The sequence below is a fragment of the Streptomyces sp. NPDC059917 genome, assembly GCF_042730635.1.
Taxonomy (GTDB): domain Bacteria; phylum Actinomycetota; class Actinomycetes; order Streptomycetales; family Streptomycetaceae; genus Streptomyces.
In genome coordinates this window covers 1-19348 of the sequence record NZ_JBHWLC010000085.1, presented here as the reverse complement: position 1 = coordinate 19348, position 19348 = coordinate 1, and the positions used below count along the sequence as shown (strand labels likewise).

Below are 19348 nucleotides of genomic sequence, written 5' to 3'. Positions count from 1 at the left end.
ACCCCCGGCTAGCCTTGGATCATGAAGCTCACCAAGCGGCTGCACTCCTGCGTCCAGGTCGAGAAGGACGGGCGCACCCTCGTCATCGATCCGGGCGTCTTCAGCGAACCGGACGCCGGGCTCGGCGCGGACGTGCTCCTGGTCACCCACGAGCACCCCGACCACTTCGACGAGGGCCGGCTGCGGGCCGCCCTCGACGCGAACCCCGGGGCCCGGCTGTGGACCCTCGCCAGCGTCGCCGGGCGGCTGGCCCCCGCCTACCCGGGCCGCGTCCACACGGTCGGCCACGGCGACGCCTTCACGGCCGCCGGTTTCGACGTACAGGTGCACGGCGAGCTGCACGCCGAGGTCCACCCGGACATGCCCCGGGTCACCAACGTCGGCTACCTCGTCGAGGGCGCGCTCTTCCACCCCGGCGACGCGCTGACCGTACCCGGCGTCCCCGTCGACACCCTGCTGCTGCCGGTGCACGCGCCCTGGAACAAGATCGCCGAGGTCATCGACTACGTCCGCGAGGTCAAACCGCGCACGGCCATCGACATCCACGACGCCTACCTCGCCGACATCGCCCGGCCGATCTACGACACCGCCCTCGGCGCCCTCGGCGGCGCCCCGCACAGCCGGCTCACCGCGGGGGACAGCGCCGACCTCTGAGCGCCTGCCCCGGGCGGCCGACCGGTGGGTGTCGGTGCCTGGCGGTAAGTTACGGACATGCGTATCGCCACGTTCAACGTCAACTCGATCACCGCCCGGCTGCCCCGGCTGCTGGCCTGGCTGGAGTCCAGCGGCACCGACGTGCTGTGCATCCAGGAGACCAAGTGCTCCGCCGAGCAGTTCCCGCACGCCGAGCTGCGCGAGCTGGGCTACGAGTCGGCCGTCAACGCCACCGGGCGCTGGAACGGCGTCGCCCTGCTCTCCCGGGTCGGCCTGGAGGACGTCGTCACCGGGCTGCCCGGCGGCCCGGACTACGAGGGCGTGGCGGAGCCGCGCGCCATCTCCGCGACCTGCGGGGGAGTGCGCGTCTGGTCGGTCTACGTGCCCAACGGCCGCGAGGTGGAGCACGACCACTACGGCTACAAGCTGGACTGGTTCCGCGCGCTGGGCACGGCCGTCGCCGAAGACGCGGCGGGATCCCGCCCGTTCGCGGTGCTCGGCGACTTCAACGTGGCGCCGACCGACGAGGACGTCTGGGACCCGGCCGTCTTCGAGGGGATGACCCACGTCACCCCCGCCGAGCGGGCGGCGCTGGAGACGCTGCGCGCGACCGGGCTCGCCGACGTGATGCCGCGCCCGCTCAAGTACGACCGCCCCTACACCTTCTGGGACTACCGGATGCTCGCCTTCCCGAAGAACAAGGGCATGCGCATCGACCTCGTGTACGGGAACGCCCCCTTCGTCGCCGCCGTCAAGGACGCCTACGTCGACCGCGAGGAGCGCAAGGGCAAGGGCGCCTCCGACCACGCACCGGTCGTCGTGGACCTCGACGTCTAGGGCGTCTCCGAACGAGACGGCCGCGGGCGCGGTTTAGCCCACCGGGCCCGGATCGGGCCGATCCAGGCGCGTCCTGTGGCCCCCGGCGGGTGCGGGTGCCAGGCTGGGCGGTATGAACATCCCGTTCCTGGACCACTGGCTGAACCGGCACGAGACCGAGCACGGAGCGGCCCTGGCCGCCGCCCTCGCGGAGGATCCCGAGGGCGTGGGCGAGATGTTCGCGGAGTGCGAGATGCTGCGCGTCCAGGTCCGGGCCGCCGGCCTCGAACTCGACGGCACCCCCGACTCGTTGGAGGCGCTGGACCAGCTGATGCCGCGCTGGCGGCGGGACCCCGAGGCCGCGCCCTGGCTCGGCAACGACGCGGGCTTCTACCTCGGCACGGTGATCATCAAGACCCTGCCCGGCTGCGGTTGGCAGGTGTGGCCCAACGGCCAGCCGGTGATCCGGCTGGCCTCGGGGCGCGAGCTGAACGTGGTGGAGTCCGGGGTGTCCTGGGCGATGACCGGATCGCCCGAGCTGTCCCAGATCTACGCCGAGGCCTCCGAAGGCTGATCGGGAGCGACCGCGGGCGACCGTCGGCGCCCGGATCGGCCGGTGACGTTTATGTCGCTTTTAGGCGTGTCGAGCGTGTCGCGGTGAAGTCGCCTTCACCGCTGGATAGTTTGCGCTGACCTCGACACACCGACACATGGGCAGGGCAGCGTATGGCCGTCGATCCGTTGATCGAGCTGCGGGACGTCAACAAGCACTTCGGGCAACTGCACGTCCTCCAGGACATCAACCTCACCGTCGGCCGCGGGGAGGTGGTGGTGGTCATCGGCCCCTCCGGCTCCGGGAAGTCGACCCTGTGCCGCGCGATCAACCGGCTGGAGACCATCGAGTCGGGCACCATCACCCTCGACGGCAAGCCGCTGCCGGCCGAGGGCAAGGACCTGGCGGCGCTGCGCGCCGACGTGGGCATGGTCTTCCAGTCCTTCAACCTCTTCGCGCACAAGACGGTGCTCGCCAACGTCTCGCTCGCGCAGACGAAGGTCAGGAAGCGCGGCCGCGAGGAGGCCGACAAGCGCTCCCGGGAGCTGCTGGAGCGGGTCGGCCTGGCCAACCAGGCGGACAAGTACCCCGCCCAGCTCTCCGGCGGCCAGCAGCAGCGCGTGGCCATCGCCCGCGCCCTGGCCATGAACCCGAAGGCGCTGCTCTTCGACGAGCCGACCTCCGCGCTCGACCCGGAGATGATCAACGAGGTGCTGGAGGTCATGCAGCAACTCGCCAGCGAGGGGATGACCATGGTCGTGGTCACCCACGAGATGGGCTTCGCCCGCTCCGCCGCGAACCGGGTCGTCTTCATGGCCGACGGGAAGATCATCGAGGACCGCACCCCGGAGGAGTTCTTCACCGCCCCCGAGAGCGAGCGGGCCAAGGACTTCCTCTCCAAGATCCTCAAGCACTGAGGGGCGGGCCCGATGAACGCGACACGCACCTCCAGGCTGCCCGCGTACGCCCGCGCGCTCGCCCTCGCCCTGGCCCTGCTGGGCGCCGCGGCCGGCTGCGGCAAGTCCGGCAGCCCCCCGGTCAAGGGCCCCCAGCCCGAGGACCTGCCCGTCTACCGCGTGGACACCGGCTTCAGCCTCCCCGACTCGCGGACCTGGGAGAAGGCCAAGCGGCGCGGCCACCTGGTGGTCGGCGCCAAGGAGGACCAGCCGTACATGGGGGAGAAGGACCCCGCGAGCGGCCGCTACTCCGGATTCGACATCGAGATCGCCAAGATGATGTCCGCCTCCCTGGGCTTCGACCCCAAGACGATCGAGTTCAAGACGATCGCCTCGGCCAACCGCGAGACGGCCCTGCAGAACGGCCAGATCGACTACTACGTCGGCACCTACACGATCAACGACAACCGCAAGAAGCAGGTCGGCTTCGCCGGGCCCTACTACATGGCCGGCCAGTCCCTGCTGGTCCGGCGCGGCGAGAAGGACATCCACGGCCCGGCGGACCTCGCGGGCAAGAAGGTCTGCTCGGCGGCGGGCTCCACCCCCTACCAGCGGCTCCAGAAGGACTTTCCCAAGGCGGTCCTCGTCGCCTACGACACCTACTCCGTCTGCGTGGACAACCTGCTGACCTACCAGGTCGACGCCGTCTCCACCGACGACTCGATCCTGCTGGGCTACGCGGCCAAGGTGCCGGACGAGCTCAAGGTCGTCGGCAAGCCCTTCTCGAAGGAGCCCTACGGCATCGGCGTACCGCGCTCCGACAACGCGCTGCGCTTCGCCCTCGACGACGCCCTCGCCGCGCAGGAGAAGAACGGCGACTGGGCCAAGGCCTACGACGCCACCCTCGGCCTGTCCGGAGTGCCCGCCCCCACGCCGCCCGCCATCGACCGCTACCCCGCGAGCTGAGAGGAGTCCGCGAAGACATGGACGTACTGACCGACAACTTCTCGCTCTACGGCAAGGGATTCCTCGGCACGGTCGAGCTGACCTGCTACGCCTCCCTGCTCGCCCTGGTCCTCGGCTTCGTCATGGCCTCCTTCCGGGTCGCGCCGATCGGCTCCTTCCGGGTGCTCGGCACGGTCTGGGTGACCGTGCTGCGCAACACCCCCCTCACCCTGCTCTTCTTCGCCGTCCTGCTGGGCCTGCCGCGCTTCGGGCTGGTCCTGCCCTTCCAGCTCTTCGCGGTCCTGGCGCTGGGCTGCTACACCTCCGCGTTCATCTGCGAGGCGCTGCGCTCGGGCATCAACACCGTGCCCAAGGGCCAGGGCGAGGCCGCCCGGAGCCTGGGCATGTCCTTCGGTCAGACGCTCGGCTCGGTGGTGCTCCCGCAGGCCTTCCGCTCGGTCATCCCGCCCGTCGGCTCCACGCTGATCGCCCTGGCCAAGAACTCGGCGATCGCGGGCGCCTTCAGCGTCACCGAGCTGCTGGGCACGTACAAGACGCTCAACGAGCTGGGCTACAGCATCATCTGGACCTTCGTCTGGATCGCCGTCGGCTACCTGATCATCACCCTGTCCATCAGCGCGCTCTTCAACGTGCTGGAGAAGCGCTGGGGAGTCGCCCGATGACCGCACACGCGCTGCACGGGGACCTGGAGTCCACGGCCCTCTACGACATCCCCGGCCCGCGCGCCCGGCGCCGCCACTTCCTCTACGGGATGGCGTCGACGGCGGTGATCCTGGCCCTGTTCGGCTGGATCGTCTACCTGCTCTTCGACACCGACCAGTTCACCGCCGCCAAGTGGACCCCCTTCGAGTACGAGGGCATCCAGCGGCTGCTGCTCAAGGGGCTCTGGAACACCCTCAAGGCCTTCGCCTACGCGTCGGTGCTCTCGCTGGTCCTCGGCGCGGTCCTCGCCACCGGGCGGCTCTCCCTGCACCGGCCGGTGCGCTGGGTCGCCACGCTGTGCGTGGAGTTCTTCCGGGCCATGCCGGTGCTGGTGATGATCTTCTTCATCTTCGTGGCGCTGAAGGTCCAGCCGCTGCCCGCGCTGGTGGCGGGGCTGACCCTGTACAACGGCTCGGTGCTGGCCGAGGTCTTCCGTACGGGGATCAACGCGGTCGAGCGCGGACAGCGGGAGGCCGCGTACGCCCTGGGGATGCGCAAGACGCAGGTGATGACCTTCGTCCTGGCGCCGCAGGCGGTCCGGGCGATGCTGCCGACCATCATCAGCCAGCTCGTGGTGGCCCTCAAGGACACCTCGCTCGGTTACCTGATCACCTACGAGGAGTTCCTGCACGCGGGCAAGCTGATCGCCTCCAACCTCGACTACGACCTGCCCTTCATCCCGGTCGTGATGATCATCTCCCCGATCTACATCGGGATGTGCATGCTGCTGTCCTGGTTCGCCACCTGGATGGCCCGGCGCCAGCGGCGCAACCCCAAGACCGAGGCCGCCCGCGTGGGCCCGGCCGAGGCGGGGACGCCGCTGCCGGGCGGGCGGTAGCCCCGGGTCCGCCCGCGCGGCGACCCCCGAGAGAGCCACCCCCGCCCGGCAGCAGCCGTGGATCACTGCTCGCGCAGCGGCACCGACACGCAGGACGCGTATCGGTGCGCGGCGAGGAGAAGGTCAGCTGCGCCCCGGTGGGGTTGTGCTCTCTGGGGAGCGGGTCCACGGGCGGCGGGGGCGCGGGGCGGCGGCGACCCGCGCGGCGGGTCGGCGCACGGGCGGGTCAGCCGTTCTGGGCCCCGGCGGTCGAGCCGTTCAGCGCGCTCTTCTTCTGCCAGGCGGCCCAGTCCAGGTTCCACTCGCCGTAGCCGTTGCCGATGTCGGCCTGGCCCTTGGAGCCCGCGCCCACGACCTCGAACAGGTCGCCGACCTGGGCTTCCTTGTAGAAGGCGGTGGCGTTGGCGTCGCTCATCCCCACGCAGCCGGAGCTGGTGTTGGCGTTGCCGAAGTTGGCGTTGTTCCACGGCGCGGCGTGCACGTACATGCCCGACCAGGTCAGCCGCATCGAGTTGTCGACCATCTTGTCGTAGGAGTCGCCGAGACCGACGGTCTGGGAATCCATCCGGATGGTGCCCTCCTTGGCCATCAGCACCATCTTCCCGGACCAGGAGGCCTTCTGGCCGCCCGGGGTGCCGGCCGAGATCGGAATCTTCTTGACGACCTGGCCGTCCTCCGTCACCGACATCGTCTTGCTGTCGAGGTCCACCTTCATCCGGCGGTCCTTGCCTATCTTGAACTCGGTGTTGTAATCCTTCACGAAGTAACCGCTGCCCGAATCGACGCCGTTCAGCTTCATGTCGACCTTCACGTCGGTCCCGGACTTCCAGTATTCCTTGGGACGCCAGTCCACCCGGTCGTTGCCCGAGTAGTCCTTGAACCAGCCCCAGGAACCCTCGGTGTTGTTCGAGGTGGTGACCTGCAACTGCTTCTCGACCTCGGCCTTGTTCTTGACCGGGTTGTCGAAGACGATCGATATCGGCTGGGCGATGCCCACCACGCCGTTGGCCTTGCCCGGATTGATCGTGACCTTGTTCACCTTGTCGGCGGCGGTCGTCTTGAACTGCGTGGTCGCGCTCTGGCTCTCGGTGTTCTGCGCCTCGACCTTGTAGTCCTGGCCCGGCGAGGCGTTGCGCTCCGAGGTCCAGGTCCTGCCGTCCTCGGATATCTTCCCGGCCAGCTCCCCGCCCTTGCCGTCCGTGACCTTCACCTGGGCGAACTTGCCTTCGGCCAGGGTCACCTTGACCGGCTCGCCCGCCTTGACCCGGTCGCCCGTCAGGTTCACGGAGACGGACATCTCCTTCTTCTTCATCTCGGCCTTACCGCCGTCCGCTCCGCCCGCCCCGCCCGAGCAGGCGGTGAGGGCAGCGGCGGCCAGCAGCGCGGTCGCGGCGAGGGCGGCCCGGCGGCCCCGCGCTCCCGGGACCTGGCGACGCGACGATGCGGTACGGCGTGTGCGGCTCAACGAAACCCCTCCGAAGTGATGATCGTTCGCAAACAAAGAGCGAACGCGACGACATTAGGTTGCGCATTCCCGGAAAAACATCGGTAATTCGGTTGTGACCTGTACCGCAGCGAAACAGTCATCATCCGGTCACGAAGGACGGCCGGTTCGGCCCGGCGGGCGCGCGCGGGGCTCCGAATTCCGGTATCGGGGCGTCCGTTTCCTTGTATGCCCCCTCGCGGAGCGGGTAAAAGGACCTCCGGCGCCGTAAAGGGGGCCACAAGTCCCTTGCCCGGCGGGGCCCGCCGCCGCCCGGACCCCGCGCGCCGTGCTCCACGGGGCGTGCGCGGGGTACCCTCCACCCTCGACCCCGACCAGGCACATGGGAGATTGCGATGGACGGCCGCACCGACACGGCGCCGTGCGTGCCCGGCCCGCCGGTGACGGCCACCGACACCCGGGCGCCCGGCCCCGCGGGCGCCGTGCCCGCCGAGCGGTCCGCCGCACCGGCGAAGCGGTCGGTGCTGCGCAGCGGCGCCCTCATGGCCGCCGGTTCGATCGTCTCGCGCGCCACCGGCTTCGTCCGCTCCGCCGTCGTCGTCGCGGCCCTGGGCACCGGACTGCTCGGCGACGGCTACGCGGTCGCCAACACCGTGCCCAACATCCTCTACATGCTGCTCGTCGGCGGCGCGCTCAACGCGGTCTTCGTCCCCGAGCTGGTCCGCGCCGCGCGGGAGCACGAGGACGGCGGCGCGGCCTACACGGACCGGCTGCTGACCGCCTGCACCGCGGCGCTCGTCGTCCTCACCGCCGTCGCGGTCCTGTGCGCCCCGCTGATCGTCTCGGCGTACACCGGCTACGACGGCGCCCAGGCGTCCACCACCGTCGCCCTGGCCCGCTACTGCCTGCCGCAGATCCTCTTCTACGGCCTGTTCACCCTGCTCGGGCAGGTGCTGAACGCCCGCGGCCGGTTCGGCGCCATGATGTGGACCCCGGTCCTCAACAACGTGGTGATCATCGCCGTCTTCGGGCTCTTCCTCCACCTCTCCCACGGCGGGGCCGGCGGCCTCACGGCGGCCGAGACCCACCTCCTGGGCTGGGGCACCACCGCGGGCATCGTCGTCCAGGCCCTCGCCCTCGTCCCCTCGCTGCGCGCGGCCCGCTTCCGCTGGCGCCCCCGCTTCGACTGGCGCGGCGGAGGCCTCGCCCGCCCGCTGCGCAACGCGGGCTGGCTGGTCATGCTCGTCCTGACCAACCAGATCGCCTACTGGGTGATCACCAGGCTGTCCACCACCACCGGGCAGCGCGCCGCCCTGGAAGGGCTGTCGGGCGGCGCCGGCTACACCGCCTACAGCAACGCCTACCAACTGTGGATCGTCCCCCAGGGCATCATCACCGTCTCCCTGGTCACCGCCCTGATGCCGCGGATGAGCGCGGCCGCCGCGGACGGCGACCTCGGCCGGGTGCGCCGTGACGTGTCCTACGCGCTGCGCACCAGCGCCGCCCTCGTCGTCCCGGCGGCCGCGCTCTTCGCCGCGCTCGCCCCCTGGGTCATGGGCAGCGTCTTCGAGTACGGGCGCACCGGCGCCGCCGACATCGAGGTCATGGCGGGCATGCTCATCGCCTTCGCCCCCGGCCTGATCGCCTTCTCCGGACAGTACGTCCTCTCGCGCGGCTTCTACGCCCTGTCCGACACCCGCACCCCGTTCTTCCTGAACCTGGTGATCGCGGTCCTCAACGGCTCCCTGGCGGTCGTCGCGTACGTCCTGCTGCCGCCGCGCTGGGCCGTCACGGGCATGGCCGGCGCCTACACCGTGGCCCTGTTCGCGGGCGCCGGGGTGACGGCGTACGCCCTCGCCCGTCGGCTGGGACCGCGGACCGGCGCCGACGCGGGGCGACGCACCACCGCCCTGGGCAGCCACCTGCGGCTGGTCGTCGCCTGCCTGCCGGCCGGGGCCGCCGGCCACGCCGCCGCCCGGGCCGCCGACGGGCTCGGCACCTTCGCCGCGCTGGCCGCGGGAACCGTGGCCCTCGCCCTGACCGTCGTACTCCTCGCCCGCCCCCTGCGGCTGACCGAGATCACCGACCTGCTGGATTCCTTGAGGCGCAAACTGGGCCGATAAGGTGAATAACCGGCTCCAAGCACCTGGGACACTTACCGCATGCCACGCGTACTGCTCATAGAGGACGACCCCTCCATCAGGGAAGGGGTCGCACTCGGCCTGCGCAGACGCGGCCACGAGGTCCATGCCGCCGAGACCGGTGAGGCGGGCCTCGCCCAGCTCGCCGGGTTCCGGCCCGAGCTCGTCCTGCTCGACCTGATGCTGCCCGGCATCAACGGCGTCCAGGTCTGCACCCGCATCCGCGAGACCAGCCAGGTCCCGGTCATCATGCTGACCGCGCGCGGCGACGACTTCGACGTCGTCGTCGGCCTGGAGGCGGGCGCCGACGACTACATCGTCAAGCCCGCCCGCACCGAGATCATCGAGGCCCGGATCAAGGCCGTGCTGCGCCGCCTCACCGCCCCGGCCGGCCCCCAGGGCACCGAGCACCACGGCGAGCTGACCATCGACCGGGCCGGACTGACCGTCGCGAAGAAGGGCGACCACGTCGCCCTCGCCCCCAGCGAGATCAAGCTGCTGCTGCACCTGTCGGCCTCGCCCGAGCAGGTCTTCAGCCGCCAACAGCTCCTCGAATACGTGTGGGAGCACAGCTACCACGCGGACGCCCGCCTCGTGGACGCCTGCGTCCGGCGCCTGCGCAACAAGATCGAGGACGTCCCCGGCAGCCCCCGCTACGTCCAGACCGTGCGCGGCTTCGGCTACCGCTTCGGCCCCCTGTAGCCCCCGTGCGACGGATCGCCCCCCTGGGCCTGCGCAGCCGGCTGATCGCCGCCTTCCTCCTCGTCGCGGCGATCAGCGCCGTGTCCACCGCGGCCCTCACCTACCGGCAGGCGCGCACCGCGATCCTCACCCAGAGCCAGGACACCGCCGTGGCCACGCTCCGCGAACAGCTGGAGGGCGCGGGCACGACGCTGCCGATCGACCGGATCGGGCTGCAGAGCCAGGTCAACGAGCTGGGCAAGCGCGGCAAGCCGCACGCCTGGACGGTCTACGGCGAGTACGGGTCCCTGCGGGTCTCCTCCGACTTCGGCGGACCGGTCACCTCGCCCCTGGTCAGCGCGAAACTGCGCAACCAGATCAAGGTCAACCCGCACGCCGCCTTCCAGCGGGTCGAGACCGACGGCCGCACCCACCTGGTCATCGGCGTGCCCTCCGTCTTCACCCGCCAGGGCCTCACCCAACCCACCGGCGCCGTCTTCTACGCCGTCATGCCGCTCCTGGGCGAGGAGCAGACCGTCGCCCTGATGGTCGACGCGGCACGCACCGGCGCCCTGCCCGGCCTCGCCGTCGCCCTCGTCCCCGCGCTCCTCGCCGCCCGCAGCGTGCTGCGGCCGGTCCGCAACCTGCGCACCGCCGCCCAGCGCATGGGGCGCGGCCGCCTCGACACCCGGATCGAGGTCAGGGGCGCCGACGAGCTGGCCGGGCTCGCCCAGACCTTCAACGAGACCGCCGGCGCCCTCGAACGCTCCGTCGAGGAGCTCCAGCAGGCCGAGGCCCGTGCCCGCAGGTTCGCCGCCGACGTCTCGCACGAGCTGCGCACCCCGCTCGCCGGGATGCTCGCGGTCACCGAGGTCCTCGACGAGGACGCCGAGCACCTCGACCCCGACACCGCGAAGGCGCTGCGGCTGATCAGCGCCGAGACCGGCAAGCTCGCCGTGCTCGTCGAGGACCTGATGGAGATCTCCCGCTTCGACGCCCGCGCCGCCGGACTCAACCTCGACGAGGTCGACCTCACCGAGGCGGTCGGCAAGACCCTGGAACGACGGCACTGGGGCGCGGACGAGGTGGTCACCGACCTCCCCGAGGGCATCAGGGCCCGACTCGACCCGCGCCGCTTCGACGTGGTCCTCGCCAACCTGGTCGGCAACGGCCTGCGGCACGGCGGCGCCCCGGTACGGATCACCGCCCGCACCGGGGCGCACCCCGAGGGCGAGCGGCTCACCGTCGAGGTCGCCGACAGCGGCCCCGGGATCGCCCCCGAGGCACTGCCCCACATCTTCGACCGGTTCTACAAGGCGGACGCGGCCCGCACCCGGTCGGCGGGCAGCGGGCTCGGCCTCGCCATCACCCTGGAGAACGTCCGGTTGCACGGCGGCACGGTCAGGGCCGCCAACGGCCCGTCCGGCGGCGCCGTGTTCACCGTGGACATGCCGCTGGAGGCGGGCGCGTGAGCCGCTGGAACCGCGTGCGCAGCGCGCCGCCGGTCGCCCTCGCCCTGGTGGGCGCGGTCGCGCTGGCCGGTTGCGGGATCGAGCCGACCGGGGTGGTCGAGAGCGGCCGGGCCGCGAACGTCCCGGTCACCGAGCCCCGGAGCGCCGACGTCCTCTACTTCGTGGCCCCCGACGGGCGGCTCGCGCCGACCGTCCTGCACGAGCCGCGCCAGTCCGCCGCAGCGCTGCTCGCCCGCCTGCTGTCGGGCCCCGGTACCCGGGAGCGCGACGCCGGGCTCAGCACCGAACTGCCGGCGCGGACCGACAAGACGGTCGGACCGGTGCGCGTCGAATTCGCCGGCGCGAAGCAGCTGACCGTCCGGCTCCCCTCCTTCCGCGACGCGGACCTGTCCGACACCGCCAAGGACCAGCTGGTGTGCACCGCCGCCGTCGCGGTGGACGCGTCGGCCAAGGCCGAGGTGGTGCTGGTGACCGTGGACGGGACGAAGAGCCCGCGCCGCTGTCCGCTCGCACACTGACCGCGAGGGCGCACCGCCGTCCGGCCCCGCCCCCTTGCGGTGCGCCGCGCCCGCCCGTCACCGTGGCCCCATGGACCACGCCCCCGGCGTCCCCGACGTCTTCGACCCCCGGACGTACGCCGCGGGCGTCCCGCACGCGCGTTACCGGATCCTGCGCGACCACCATCCCGTCGCCTGGCAGGCCGAGCCGGAGGTCCTGGGCTGGCCCGCCGGACCCGGATTCTGGGCCGTCACCCGGCACGCCGACGTGGTGCGCGTGCTGCGCGACCACGCCGGGTACTCCTCCCACCTGGGGGCCACCCAGATCCGCGACCCCGCCCCCGCCGACCTGCCCTTCATCCGGCGCACCATGCTCAACCAGGACCCCCCGGACCACGGCCGGCTGCGCCGGATGCTCGCCCGCGCCTTCACCCCGGCCCGGGTCGACGCCTTCGAGGGCCGGGTCCGCGAGCGCGCCCGCCGCCTGCTGGCCGCCGCCCGCGACGCGGCCGTGGACGGCTCGGTCGAGGTGGTGGGCGCGATCACCGACGAGTACGCGCTGCTGGGCCTCGCCGACCTGATGGGGGTCCCGGCCGCCGACCGGGGGCTGCTGCTGGAGTGGACCGTACGGATCATCGGCTACCAGGATCCCGAGGACGCGCCCCCGCCGCGGCTCGGCCCGGACGGGGTGCCCCTCGACCCCCGCTCGCCCGCGCTGCTCGGCGAGATGTTCGACTACGCGCGCGAGCTGGCCGCGGCCAAGCGGGCCCGTCCCGCGGACGACCTCATGAGCGTGCTGGCCCGCGCGGAGCTGGCCGAGGGGGAGCTGGAGATGTTCTTCTTCCTGCTCACCGTCGCCGGGAACGACACCGTACGATCGGCCGCCCCCGGCGGACTGCTCGCCCTGGCCCGCGCCCCCGAAGCCGCTCGGCGACTCGCCGCCGGTCTGGTCCCGGTGGACCGGGCCGTGGACGAACTCCTGCGCGTCCACCCGCCGGTGCTCAGCTTCCGGCGCACCGCCACCCGGGACACGGTGCTGGCCGGCCGGCGGATCCGGGCCGGGGACAAGGTGGTCGTCTTCCACGCGTCGGCCAACCACGACGAACGGGTCTTCGCCGACCCGGGCCGGATCGACCTCGGCCGCTCGCCCAACCCGCACGTCTCCTTCGGCGACGGGCCGCACGTCTGCCTGGGCGCGCACTTCGCCCGGCTTCAGCTCCGGGTGCTCCACGAGGAATGGCGCGCGGCGCTGCCGCCGCCCGAACTCACCGGCGAACCGAAACGGTTGGTGTCGAACTTCATCAACGGGATCACGCGGTTGCCGCTTCGGGTGTCCGGGCGCTGCGGGTGACGTCCGCCATCAGCTCGGCCACGTCCGGCCCGTAGGCGTCGGAGTTGATCACCTTCACCACGACGCAGAAGGACTCCGCGCCGTAGGTGCGCGCGAGGCGCTGGTGGTGGCGGGCCAGGTAGCGGGCCCCCGCCTGGTTGCTCATGGCGGTCTGCCCGGAGATGAGGAAGACCGGGCGGGCGCCCCGCCCGTTGGTCAGCCGGGCCAGCAGGACGTGCTCCACCGCGCCCTTCTCCCAGCGGTAGACCTCGCCGCCGACGTGGATGGCGCCGCGGTCCGGCCCGGGCTCGCTGGTGAGGTCCACCCGTACCCCCGGCAGCATCGAGGCGAGGTGGGCGGTGGTCCGGACGTTGGAGATCGGCCCGCCGACGCAGAACTCGGCCCGCTCGCCGAAGCCTTGGCGCACCCCGTCGTGCGAGACGATCTGCACGTTCGCCCCGCAGTCCTTGATCAGTGCCGATATCTCCAGCAGCGCGAAGGCGTCGTTGCGGTGCACCGAGCCCTCGTTCCCGCCCATCTGGCGGTTCACCACGAACAGGCAGTCCGAGCCCGGCGGCAACCCGAAGAAGGCCTGCTTGCGGCGCAGCGCCCGGCGCCAGAGGTACGTACGGGCGAACCAGCCGAAACCGCCGCTGACGGCGGTCGCCACCACCCCGAGCACGATGTTGCGTACGTCGTCGTTCATGCGGCGGATCGTAGGGGGTGACCTCGCCGTCGTGCCAGGCGCGGGCGCCGGGGCCGGAATCCGGGCCTTCCTGACGCGGCGCCGGCCGGCCGTTAGGCTCGCGGGCACATTGCCTTGACTGGAGGTTCGATGCGCCGTCCCACCGCACGCGCGTTACCCCTTTTCGCCCTTACCGCGGCCCTCGCGGCGACCGCCGCCGCCCCGCCCTCGGCCGCCGCCGACGCGGCCGCGCCGCCCAAGTCCCCGGTCGCCGTCGGCTACGGCGGAGCCGTGGCCAGTGTCGACGCCGACGCCTCGGCGGCCGGGATCGCCGTCCTGCGCGCGGGCGGCAACGCGGTGGACGCCGCCGTCGCGACCGCCGCGGCCCTCGGGGTCACCGAGCCGTACTCCGCGGGCGTCGGCGGCGGCGGGTACTTCGTCTACTACGACGCGAAGTCCCGCCGGGTGCACACCATCGACGGGCGCGAGACCGCCCCCGCCTCGGCCACCGCAACCCTCTTCCAGGAGAACGGCGTACCGATCCCCTTCGATCAGGGCCAGACCAGCGGCCGCGGCGTCGGCGTCCCCGGCACCCCCGACACCTGGGACACCGCCCTCGCCGCGTGGGGCAGCCGCCCGCTCGGCCAACTCCTGCGCCCCGCCGAGAAGCTGGCCCGCGACGGCTTCACGGTGGACGCCACCTTCCGGGCCCAGACCGAGCTGAACCAGGACCGGTTCAAGGACTTCCCGGACACGAAGAAGCTCTTCCTGCCCGGGGGAGCGCTCCCCGTGGTCGGCTCCACCTTCAAGAACCCCGACCTGGCGGCCACCTACGCCGAGATCGCCCGCAAGGGCACCGGCGTCCTCTACCGCGGCCCGATCGCCGACGACATCGTCGCCGCCGTCCGCAAGCCCCCGGTCGACCCGGCCGCCACCCGGATCGTCCGCTCCGGCGACCTCACCGCCAAGGACCTGCGCGCCTACGACACCAAGCGGCAGGCCCCCACCCGGGTGGGCTACCGGGGCCTGGACGTCTACAGCATGGCGCCCTCGTCCTCCGGCGGCACCACCGTCGGCGAGGCCCTGAACATCCTGGAGCGCAGCGACCTCGGGAAGCTCTCCGAGACCCAGTACCTGCACCGGTTCATCGAGGCCTCCCGGGTCTCCTTCGCCGACCGCGGACGCTGGGTGGGCGACCCCGCCGCCGAGGACGTGCCGACCCGAGCGCTGCTCTCCCAGGAGTTCGCCGACTCCCGGGCCTGCCTCATCTTGCCCGACAAGGCGCTGACCAGCCCGCTCGCGCCGGGGGACCCGCGCCACCCGGCCCCCTGCGCCACCACCGGGAAGGCCGCGCCGACCACCTACGAGGGGGAGAACACCACCCACCTGACGGTCGCCGACCGCTGGGGCAACGTGGTCTCCTACACCCTCACCATCGAATCCACCGGCGGCAGCGGCATCACCGTTCCCGGCCGCGGCTTCCTGCTGAACAACGAGCTGACCGACTTCTCCTTCGCCCCGGCCGCCGCAGGCGTCCCGGACCCGAACCTGCCCGGCCCGGGCAAGCGGCCGCGCTCCTCGATGTCCCCGACGATCGTCCTGAAGGACGGGCGGCCGGTGCTGGCCGTCGGTTCCCCGGGCGGCGCCACCATCATCACCACCGTGCTCCAGACCCTCGTGGGGACCCTGGACCGCGGGCTCCCGCTGGTCGACGCGATCGCCGCGCCGCGCGCCAGCCAGCGCAACCAGACCACCACCGAGCTGGAACCGGGGCTGTGGAACAGCCCGGTCCGCGGCCAGTTGGAGGCCCTGGGGCAGGGCTTCCGACAGAATCCGGAGATCGGCGCCGCCACCGGCGTCCAGCGGCTCCCGGACGGCCGCTGGCTCGCCGCAGCCGAGACCACCCGGCGCGGCGGCGGCGCCGCGATGGTCGTCAGCCCGCACGGGCGCCCGTAGGGACCGGGGCGGGCGTACGGACGCCTAGGCGAGGGTGAGGATCCGCGGGCCGGCGGCGGTGATCGCCACGGTGTGCTCCGCGTGCGCCGCCCGGCTGCCGTCGACGGTCCGCAGGGTCCACCCGTCCCCGTCGGTCAGGTAGTCGTCCGTACCGCCGGCGACCAGCATCGGCTCGATCGCGAGGACCATGCCGGGGCGCAGCTTCATGCCGCGCCCCGGCGGGCCCTCGTTGGGCACGCCCGGATCCTCGTGCATCTCGCGGCCGATGCCGTGACCGCCGAAGCCGTCGGGGATGCCGTACCCCGCCGCGCGGCCGATGCTGCCGATCGCGTGGGCGATGTCGCCGATGCGGTTCCCGGGGACGGCCGCCGCGATCCCCGCGGCCAGGGCCCGCTCTGCCGTCGCGATCAGGGCGAGGTCGGCCGGACGGGCCCGGCCGACGGTGAAGCTGACCGCCGCGTCACCGGCCCAGCCGTCCAGGGTCGCCCCGCAGTCGATGCTGACCAGGTCGCCGTCGCGCAGCCGGTAGTCGTCGGGGATGCCGTGCACGATCGCGTCGTTGACCGAGGCGCACACGACCGCGGGGAAGGGCACCGGCGCGAAGCGCGGCCGGTATCCGAGGAAGGGCGAGCCCGCGCCCGCCGCGCGCAGCACCTCCCGGGCCACCGTGTCCAGCTCCCGCAGGGACACGCCGACGTCGGCGGCCGCGCGCACGGCTCCCAGGGCGCGGCCCACCACGCGGCCGGCCGCGCGCATCGCATCGATCGATTCTGTCGTCTTGAGTTCCACCATGCCGATTACTATACCGGTATTTCTATACCGGGATACTCGTAACGGTATAGAAATGGGGTGCCGGGGTAGCATGGGGGCATGGTCCGCACCCCCCTCACCCCGGAAGAGCGCGAGCGCGGCGAGCGCCTGGGCGCCCTGTTGCGCGAGTCGCGCGGCAGCCGCAGCATGGTCGAGGTCGCCGCGGCCGCCGGGCTCTCGGCCGAGACCCTGCGCAAGATCGAGACCGGCCGGGCCCCCACGCCCGCCTTCTTCACGGTCGCCGCCCTCGCCGCCGCCCTCGGCCTCTCGATGGACGACCTGATGCGGCGCTGCGCCTTCGTACCCGTCTGACGGGACGTCTTCGTCCGCCGAACGGCCCAATCGGCGGTGGGAGGAGCCGGGCGCGGGGCAAGCGTGAAGGCGTGTCAGCCATGAACGCATCCAAGCGACTCGGTCTCGGTCTCGTCGGAGCCCTGCTGGCGAGCGGACTGCTGCTCGCCGCCTGCGCCGCACCCGACGGCCAGGCCCATGCCAAGAAGCCGGGCGACGTGGTCTTCCGTCACCCCGGCGTCGTCGTCAGCCACACCCAGCTCCAGCACGCGAAGAAGATGGTCGCGGAGGGGAAGGAGCCCTGGCGCACGGCCTACCAGGACCTGCAGCGGAGCAAGTACGCCTCGCTCTCCTACACCGCCCATCCGGCCGACGTGGTGCCCTGCCCCTTCAACTCGGGCCCGCAGTCCTGCCTGGACGAACGCCAGGACGCCATCGCCGCCTACACTCACGCGCTGCTGTGGTCGGTGACGGGCCGGACCGCACACGTCCGCAAGGCCGTCGAGATCATGGACGCCTGGTCCGCGCGGATGAAGCGGCACGAGAAGGACAACGGCGGGCTGCAGGCCGCCTGGTCCGGCTCCACCTGGGCGCGGGCCGCCGAGATCGTCCACGCGGACTACCCGAACTGGGAGAAGTCGCAGGTCGACCGCTTCAAGGAGATGCTGCGCACGGCCTACCTGCCCGCGGTGCGGGCCCAGGTGCCGACGTACAACGGCAACTGGGAACTGGCGATGACGGACGCCTCCTTGTCCATCGCCGTCTTCCTGGAGGACCAGGCCGTCTTCAAGGAGTCGCTGGACCGGTTCCGCACGCGGGTGCCGGCGTACTTCTACCTCCGCAAGGACGGTCCGCACCCGATCGCCCCCGTGCACACGGCCATCGACACCCCGGACAAGGTGAAGGCGTACTGGTTCGACCAGGGCACCTACGTCGACGGCGTCGCCCAGGAGACCTGCCGCAACCTCATGCACGTCGGCTACTCCCTGGCCGCGTCCGCGCACATCGCCGAGACCGCCTGGTACCAGGGCGTCGACCTCTACGGGGAGGAGGGCGACCGGATCAAGGCCGCGCTGGAGTTCCACGCGAAGTACCAGCTGGGCGAGGAGGCCCCGCAGTGGCTCTGCGGCGGCAAGGTCGAGCGCACGATGGGCCCGGACCTGGAGGTGGCCCTGCACCACTACGCGACGCGCACCGGCGCGGACCTCCCGTACACCCGCCGCCTGGTCGAGGCGATGCGACCGGCCGGGACCGACGACCTGTTCGTGGCCTGGGAGACCCTCACCCACGGCGAGGCGCCCGCGGCGGGCCGGGGGCCGGTCGTGGACGCGCGGGGCGAGGACGGCGGCGCGGGGGACGGCGGCGCCGGGGACGGTGCGCGGGAGGACGCCGCGGACCGGCCGGTCGACGGTCCCGCGAGCCGGGCTCCGAGCGGGGCTCCAGAGGGGACCGCCTAGTCTCGGGCCATGACTCTTGAGGAGCTGGCCCGGTCCCGGTACGTCAGTCTCACCACCTACCGCAAGGACGGGACGCCGGTGGCGACGCCGGTGTGGTTCGTGGTCGACGGCGGCGAGGTGTACATCTGGACGAAGAGCGACACCTGGAAGGTCAAGCGGATCCGCAACAACGGGCGGGTCTCCGTCATCGCCTGCGACGTGCGCGGGCGCTCCCCGGAGGGCGCGACCGCGCTGGAGGGGGAGGCCCGGCTGCTCGACGGCGCGACCCTGAACCGGGTGCGCAAGCTGCTGGCCAAGAAGTACACCTGGCAGTACTGGGCGGTGGACCTTCCCGCGCTGCTCGCCCGCGGCGGGAAGCGTCCCCACACCGGGATCGCCGTCAGGGTTTGAGATTCCCGTAGCCCGCCCGTAACACGGGTGAGGTCCAATGCGGGAATGGATACGGTGAGTTCGACCGCGATCACGCAACTGGCCGCACATCTCAGGGAGTTGACGGGATCCCTCGATCCCGGGGCGGGTTGGTACGGGGAGTTCCTGCGGCGGGACCCGGACGGGATGCGGGCCTGTCTCGACGGGGACGCGATACCGCCGTGGGACGTCGTGGAATCGCTGCTCCAGGACCTGGCGCGGCTGCGGGGCGCGCCGTACGCGGCCGAACGGGCGGACCGGGCGGCCCGGTTGCGGGCCGCCGCCGTCCTGGCCCACGACCGGCAGCCCGGCGGCGAGGCGGAACTGCACGTGCTGCTCGCGGCCACCGGTGCGCAGCGCGGGGCCTGCGAGGGGGCCGTACACGATCTGACCGCGCGGCTGTCCGGAGCGGCCGACCCGGCGGTCGCCGCCGGGCTGGCCCGGGAGCTGTCCTGGACCCGAGACGACCTCGCCCGCGCCGCCTCCCGCTGCGCGGACCTCGCCGACCGGCTGACCGCCCTGGCGCCCCCGCTCCCGGCCGTCCCGCGCCAACGGCCGCCGGTGGGCCGCCCGGAGGCGGGTCCGCGGGAGGCCGCCGAGGCCGGGCCCGGGTCCGCTACCCCGGCCCCGGGCGGGCGCGGCGCGAGCCGCAGGCCCCGCAGGAGCGGCGGGGCGCGGTTCGCCGGAGGGGCGCCTCTCGGCGATGCGGCGGCCGTCGCGGCCCCGCCCGGGCTCGCGGACGCCCCGGACG

Annotated in this window: 19 protein-coding genes and 1 pseudogene; 17 read left to right on the top strand and 3 right to left on the bottom strand. The window is 72.5% G+C overall.

Annotation, left to right across the window (positions count from 1 at the left end):
• The first annotated feature begins 21 nt into the window (after nt 1–21).
• The 7 genes from ACFWAR_RS33305 to ACFWAR_RS33275 all read left to right on the top strand — a co-directional run bounded on the left by ACFWAR_RS33305 (nt 22) and on the right by ACFWAR_RS33275 (nt 5425).
• Nucleotides 22–654 carry an MBL fold metallo-hydrolase gene (locus ACFWAR_RS33305; protein WP_385785456.1) on the top strand — a complete coding sequence of 211 codons (633 nt, stop codon included), beginning with the start codon at nt 22–24 and terminating at the stop codon, nt 652–654.
• Between the two features lie 57 nt (nt 655–711).
• Nucleotides 712–1491 carry an exodeoxyribonuclease III gene (locus ACFWAR_RS33300; protein ID WP_385785453.1) on the top strand — a complete coding sequence of 260 codons (780 nt, stop codon included), beginning with the start codon at nt 712–714 and terminating at the stop codon, nt 1489–1491.
• Nucleotides 1492–1603: 112 nt separating this feature from the next.
• Nucleotides 1604–2044 (top strand): DUF6278 family protein, encoded by a 441-nt coding sequence (locus ACFWAR_RS33295; RefSeq protein ID WP_385785450.1) that lies wholly within the window; start codon nt 1604–1606, stop codon nt 2042–2044.
• Between the two features lie 152 nt (nt 2045–2196).
• Entirely contained in the window at nt 2197–2940 is a 744-nt protein-coding gene (locus ACFWAR_RS33290; RefSeq protein ID WP_385785447.1) for an amino acid ABC transporter ATP-binding protein, read from the top strand.
• Nucleotides 2941–2952: 12 nt separating this feature from the next.
• Nucleotides 2953–3885 (top strand): glutamate ABC transporter substrate-binding protein, encoded by a 933-nt coding sequence (locus tag ACFWAR_RS33285; RefSeq protein WP_385785444.1) that lies wholly within the window; start codon nt 2953–2955, stop codon nt 3883–3885.
• Nucleotides 3886–3902: 17 nt separating this feature from the next.
• Complete coding sequence (locus ACFWAR_RS33280) at nt 3903–4547, top strand: amino acid ABC transporter permease (RefSeq protein ID WP_385785441.1); 645 nt, start codon at nt 3903–3905, stop codon at nt 4545–4547.
• On the top strand, nt 4544–5425 hold the full coding sequence (locus ACFWAR_RS33275) for an amino acid ABC transporter permease (protein WP_385785439.1): 882 nt from the start codon (nt 4544–4546) through the stop codon (nt 5423–5425). The genes ACFWAR_RS33280 and ACFWAR_RS33275 overlap by 4 nt, the downstream gene beginning before the upstream one ends.
• 226 nt (nt 5426–5651) lie before the next feature.
• On the opposite strand, the gene ACFWAR_RS33270 is transcribed toward ACFWAR_RS33275, so the two are convergent.
• On the bottom strand, nt 5652–6890 hold the full coding sequence (locus ACFWAR_RS33270; RefSeq protein WP_385785436.1) for an Ig-like domain-containing protein: 1239 nt from the start codon (nt 6888–6890) through the stop codon (nt 5652–5654).
• A gap of 374 nt (nt 6891–7264) precedes the next feature.
• Here ACFWAR_RS33270 and murJ point away from each other — a divergent pair, with 374 nt between their 5' ends.
• From murJ to ACFWAR_RS33245, 5 genes are all read left to right on the top strand, one after another.
• Nucleotides 7265–8992, top strand: a complete 1728-nt coding sequence (murJ, locus tag ACFWAR_RS33265; protein WP_385785433.1) for a murein biosynthesis integral membrane protein MurJ — start codon at nt 7265–7267, stop codon at nt 8990–8992.
• Nucleotides 8993–9031: 39 nt separating this feature from the next.
• Nucleotides 9032–9712 (top strand): response regulator, encoded by a 681-nt coding sequence (locus ACFWAR_RS33260; protein ID WP_385785431.1) that lies wholly within the window; start codon nt 9032–9034, stop codon nt 9710–9712.
• A 5-nt stretch (nt 9713–9717) separates the two neighbouring features.
• Nucleotides 9718–11163 carry an ATP-binding protein gene (locus tag ACFWAR_RS33255; protein WP_385785428.1) on the top strand — a complete coding sequence of 482 codons (1446 nt, stop codon included), beginning with the start codon at nt 9718–9720 and terminating at the stop codon, nt 11161–11163.
• Nucleotides 11160–11681 carry a hypothetical protein gene (locus tag ACFWAR_RS33250; RefSeq protein ID WP_385785425.1) on the top strand — a complete coding sequence of 174 codons (522 nt, stop codon included), beginning with the start codon at nt 11160–11162 and terminating at the stop codon, nt 11679–11681. Before ACFWAR_RS33255 ends, ACFWAR_RS33250 begins: the two co-directional genes overlap by 4 nt.
• Nucleotides 11682–11751: 70 nt before the next feature.
• Complete coding sequence (locus ACFWAR_RS33245; protein WP_385785423.1) at nt 11752–13011, top strand: cytochrome P450; 1260 nt, start codon at nt 11752–11754, stop codon at nt 13009–13011.
• Here ACFWAR_RS33245 and ACFWAR_RS33240 read toward each other — a convergent pair.
• Complete coding sequence (locus ACFWAR_RS33240; RefSeq protein WP_385785420.1) at nt 12971–13696, bottom strand: hypothetical protein; 726 nt, start codon at nt 13694–13696, stop codon at nt 12971–12973. The genes ACFWAR_RS33245 and ACFWAR_RS33240 overlap by 41 nt on opposite strands.
• 129 nt (nt 13697–13825) lie before the next feature.
• On the opposite strand from ACFWAR_RS33240, the gene ggt reads away from it, so the two are divergent.
• The gene (gene ggt, locus ACFWAR_RS33235) at nt 13826–15631 is read left to right on the top strand and encodes a gamma-glutamyltransferase (RefSeq protein ID WP_385785417.1); all 1806 of its coding nucleotides are present in this window, start codon (nt 13826–13828) and stop codon (nt 15629–15631) included.
• A 24-nt stretch (nt 15632–15655) separates the two neighbouring features.
• Here the strand turns inward: ggt and map are convergent, their stop codons facing one another.
• On the bottom strand, nt 15656–16423 hold the full coding sequence (gene map, locus ACFWAR_RS33230; protein WP_385785414.1) for a type I methionyl aminopeptidase: 768 nt from the start codon (nt 16421–16423) through the stop codon (nt 15656–15658).
• Nucleotides 16424–16501: 78 nt separating this feature from the next.
• On the opposite strand from map, the gene ACFWAR_RS33225 reads away from it, so the two are divergent.
• The 4 genes and pseudogenes from ACFWAR_RS33225 to ACFWAR_RS33210 all read left to right on the top strand — a co-directional run.
• Nucleotides 16502–16753, top strand: a complete 252-nt coding sequence (locus ACFWAR_RS33225) for a helix-turn-helix domain-containing protein (RefSeq protein WP_385785411.1) — start codon at nt 16502–16504, stop codon at nt 16751–16753.
• 80 nt (nt 16754–16833) lie between these two features.
• Nucleotides 16834–18189 (top strand): alginate lyase family protein, encoded by a 1356-nt coding sequence (locus ACFWAR_RS33220; protein ID WP_385785408.1) that lies wholly within the window; start codon nt 16834–16836, stop codon nt 18187–18189.
• Between the two features lie 9 nt (nt 18190–18198).
• Nucleotides 18199–18579 carry a PPOX class F420-dependent oxidoreductase gene (locus tag ACFWAR_RS33215; RefSeq protein ID WP_385785406.1) on the top strand — a complete coding sequence of 127 codons (381 nt, stop codon included), beginning with the start codon at nt 18199–18201 and terminating at the stop codon, nt 18577–18579.
• A 54-nt stretch (nt 18580–18633) separates the two neighbouring features.
• Nucleotides 18634–19348: pseudogene (locus ACFWAR_RS33210) on the top strand (hypothetical protein); the annotation flags it as partial.

Bases quoted from the DNA above. Each gene is read 5' to 3' on its own strand.
- ggt (WP_385785417.1), top strand. From the start codon at position 13,826: ATGCGCCGTCCCACCGCACGCGCGTTACCCCTTTTCGCCCTTACCGCG.
- ACFWAR_RS33280 (WP_385785441.1), top strand. From the start codon at position 3,903: ATGGACGTACTGACCGACAACTTCTCGCTCTACGGCAAGGGATTCCTC.
- ACFWAR_RS33295 (WP_385785450.1), top strand. From the start codon at position 1,604: ATGAACATCCCGTTCCTGGACCACTGGCTGAACCGGCACGAGACCGAG.
- ACFWAR_RS33240 (WP_385785420.1), bottom strand. From the start codon at position 13,696: ATGAACGACGACGTACGCAACATCGTGCTCGGGGTGGTGGCGACCGCC.
- ACFWAR_RS33215 (WP_385785406.1), top strand. From the start codon at position 18,199: ATGACTCTTGAGGAGCTGGCCCGGTCCCGGTACGTCAGTCTCACCACC.
- ACFWAR_RS33290 (WP_385785447.1), top strand. From the start codon at position 2,197: ATGGCCGTCGATCCGTTGATCGAGCTGCGGGACGTCAACAAGCACTTC.
- murJ (WP_385785433.1), top strand. From the start codon at position 7,265: ATGGACGGCCGCACCGACACGGCGCCGTGCGTGCCCGGCCCGCCGGTG.
- ACFWAR_RS33260 (WP_385785431.1), top strand. From the start codon at position 9,032: ATGCCACGCGTACTGCTCATAGAGGACGACCCCTCCATCAGGGAAGGG.
- ACFWAR_RS33275 (WP_385785439.1), top strand. From the start codon at position 4,544: ATGACCGCACACGCGCTGCACGGGGACCTGGAGTCCACGGCCCTCTAC.
- ACFWAR_RS33285 (WP_385785444.1), top strand. From the start codon at position 2,953: ATGAACGCGACACGCACCTCCAGGCTGCCCGCGTACGCCCGCGCGCTC.
- map (WP_385785414.1), bottom strand. From the start codon at position 16,423: ATGGTGGAACTCAAGACGACAGAATCGATCGATGCGATGCGCGCGGCC.
- ACFWAR_RS33225 (WP_385785411.1), top strand. From the start codon at position 16,502: ATGGTCCGCACCCCCCTCACCCCGGAAGAGCGCGAGCGCGGCGAGCGC.
- ACFWAR_RS33220 (WP_385785408.1), top strand. From the start codon at position 16,834: ATGAACGCATCCAAGCGACTCGGTCTCGGTCTCGTCGGAGCCCTGCTG.
- ACFWAR_RS33300 (WP_385785453.1), top strand. From the start codon at position 712: ATGCGTATCGCCACGTTCAACGTCAACTCGATCACCGCCCGGCTGCCC.
- ACFWAR_RS33245 (WP_385785423.1), top strand. From the start codon at position 11,752: ATGGACCACGCCCCCGGCGTCCCCGACGTCTTCGACCCCCGGACGTAC.
- ACFWAR_RS33305 (WP_385785456.1), top strand. From the start codon at position 22: ATGAAGCTCACCAAGCGGCTGCACTCCTGCGTCCAGGTCGAGAAGGAC.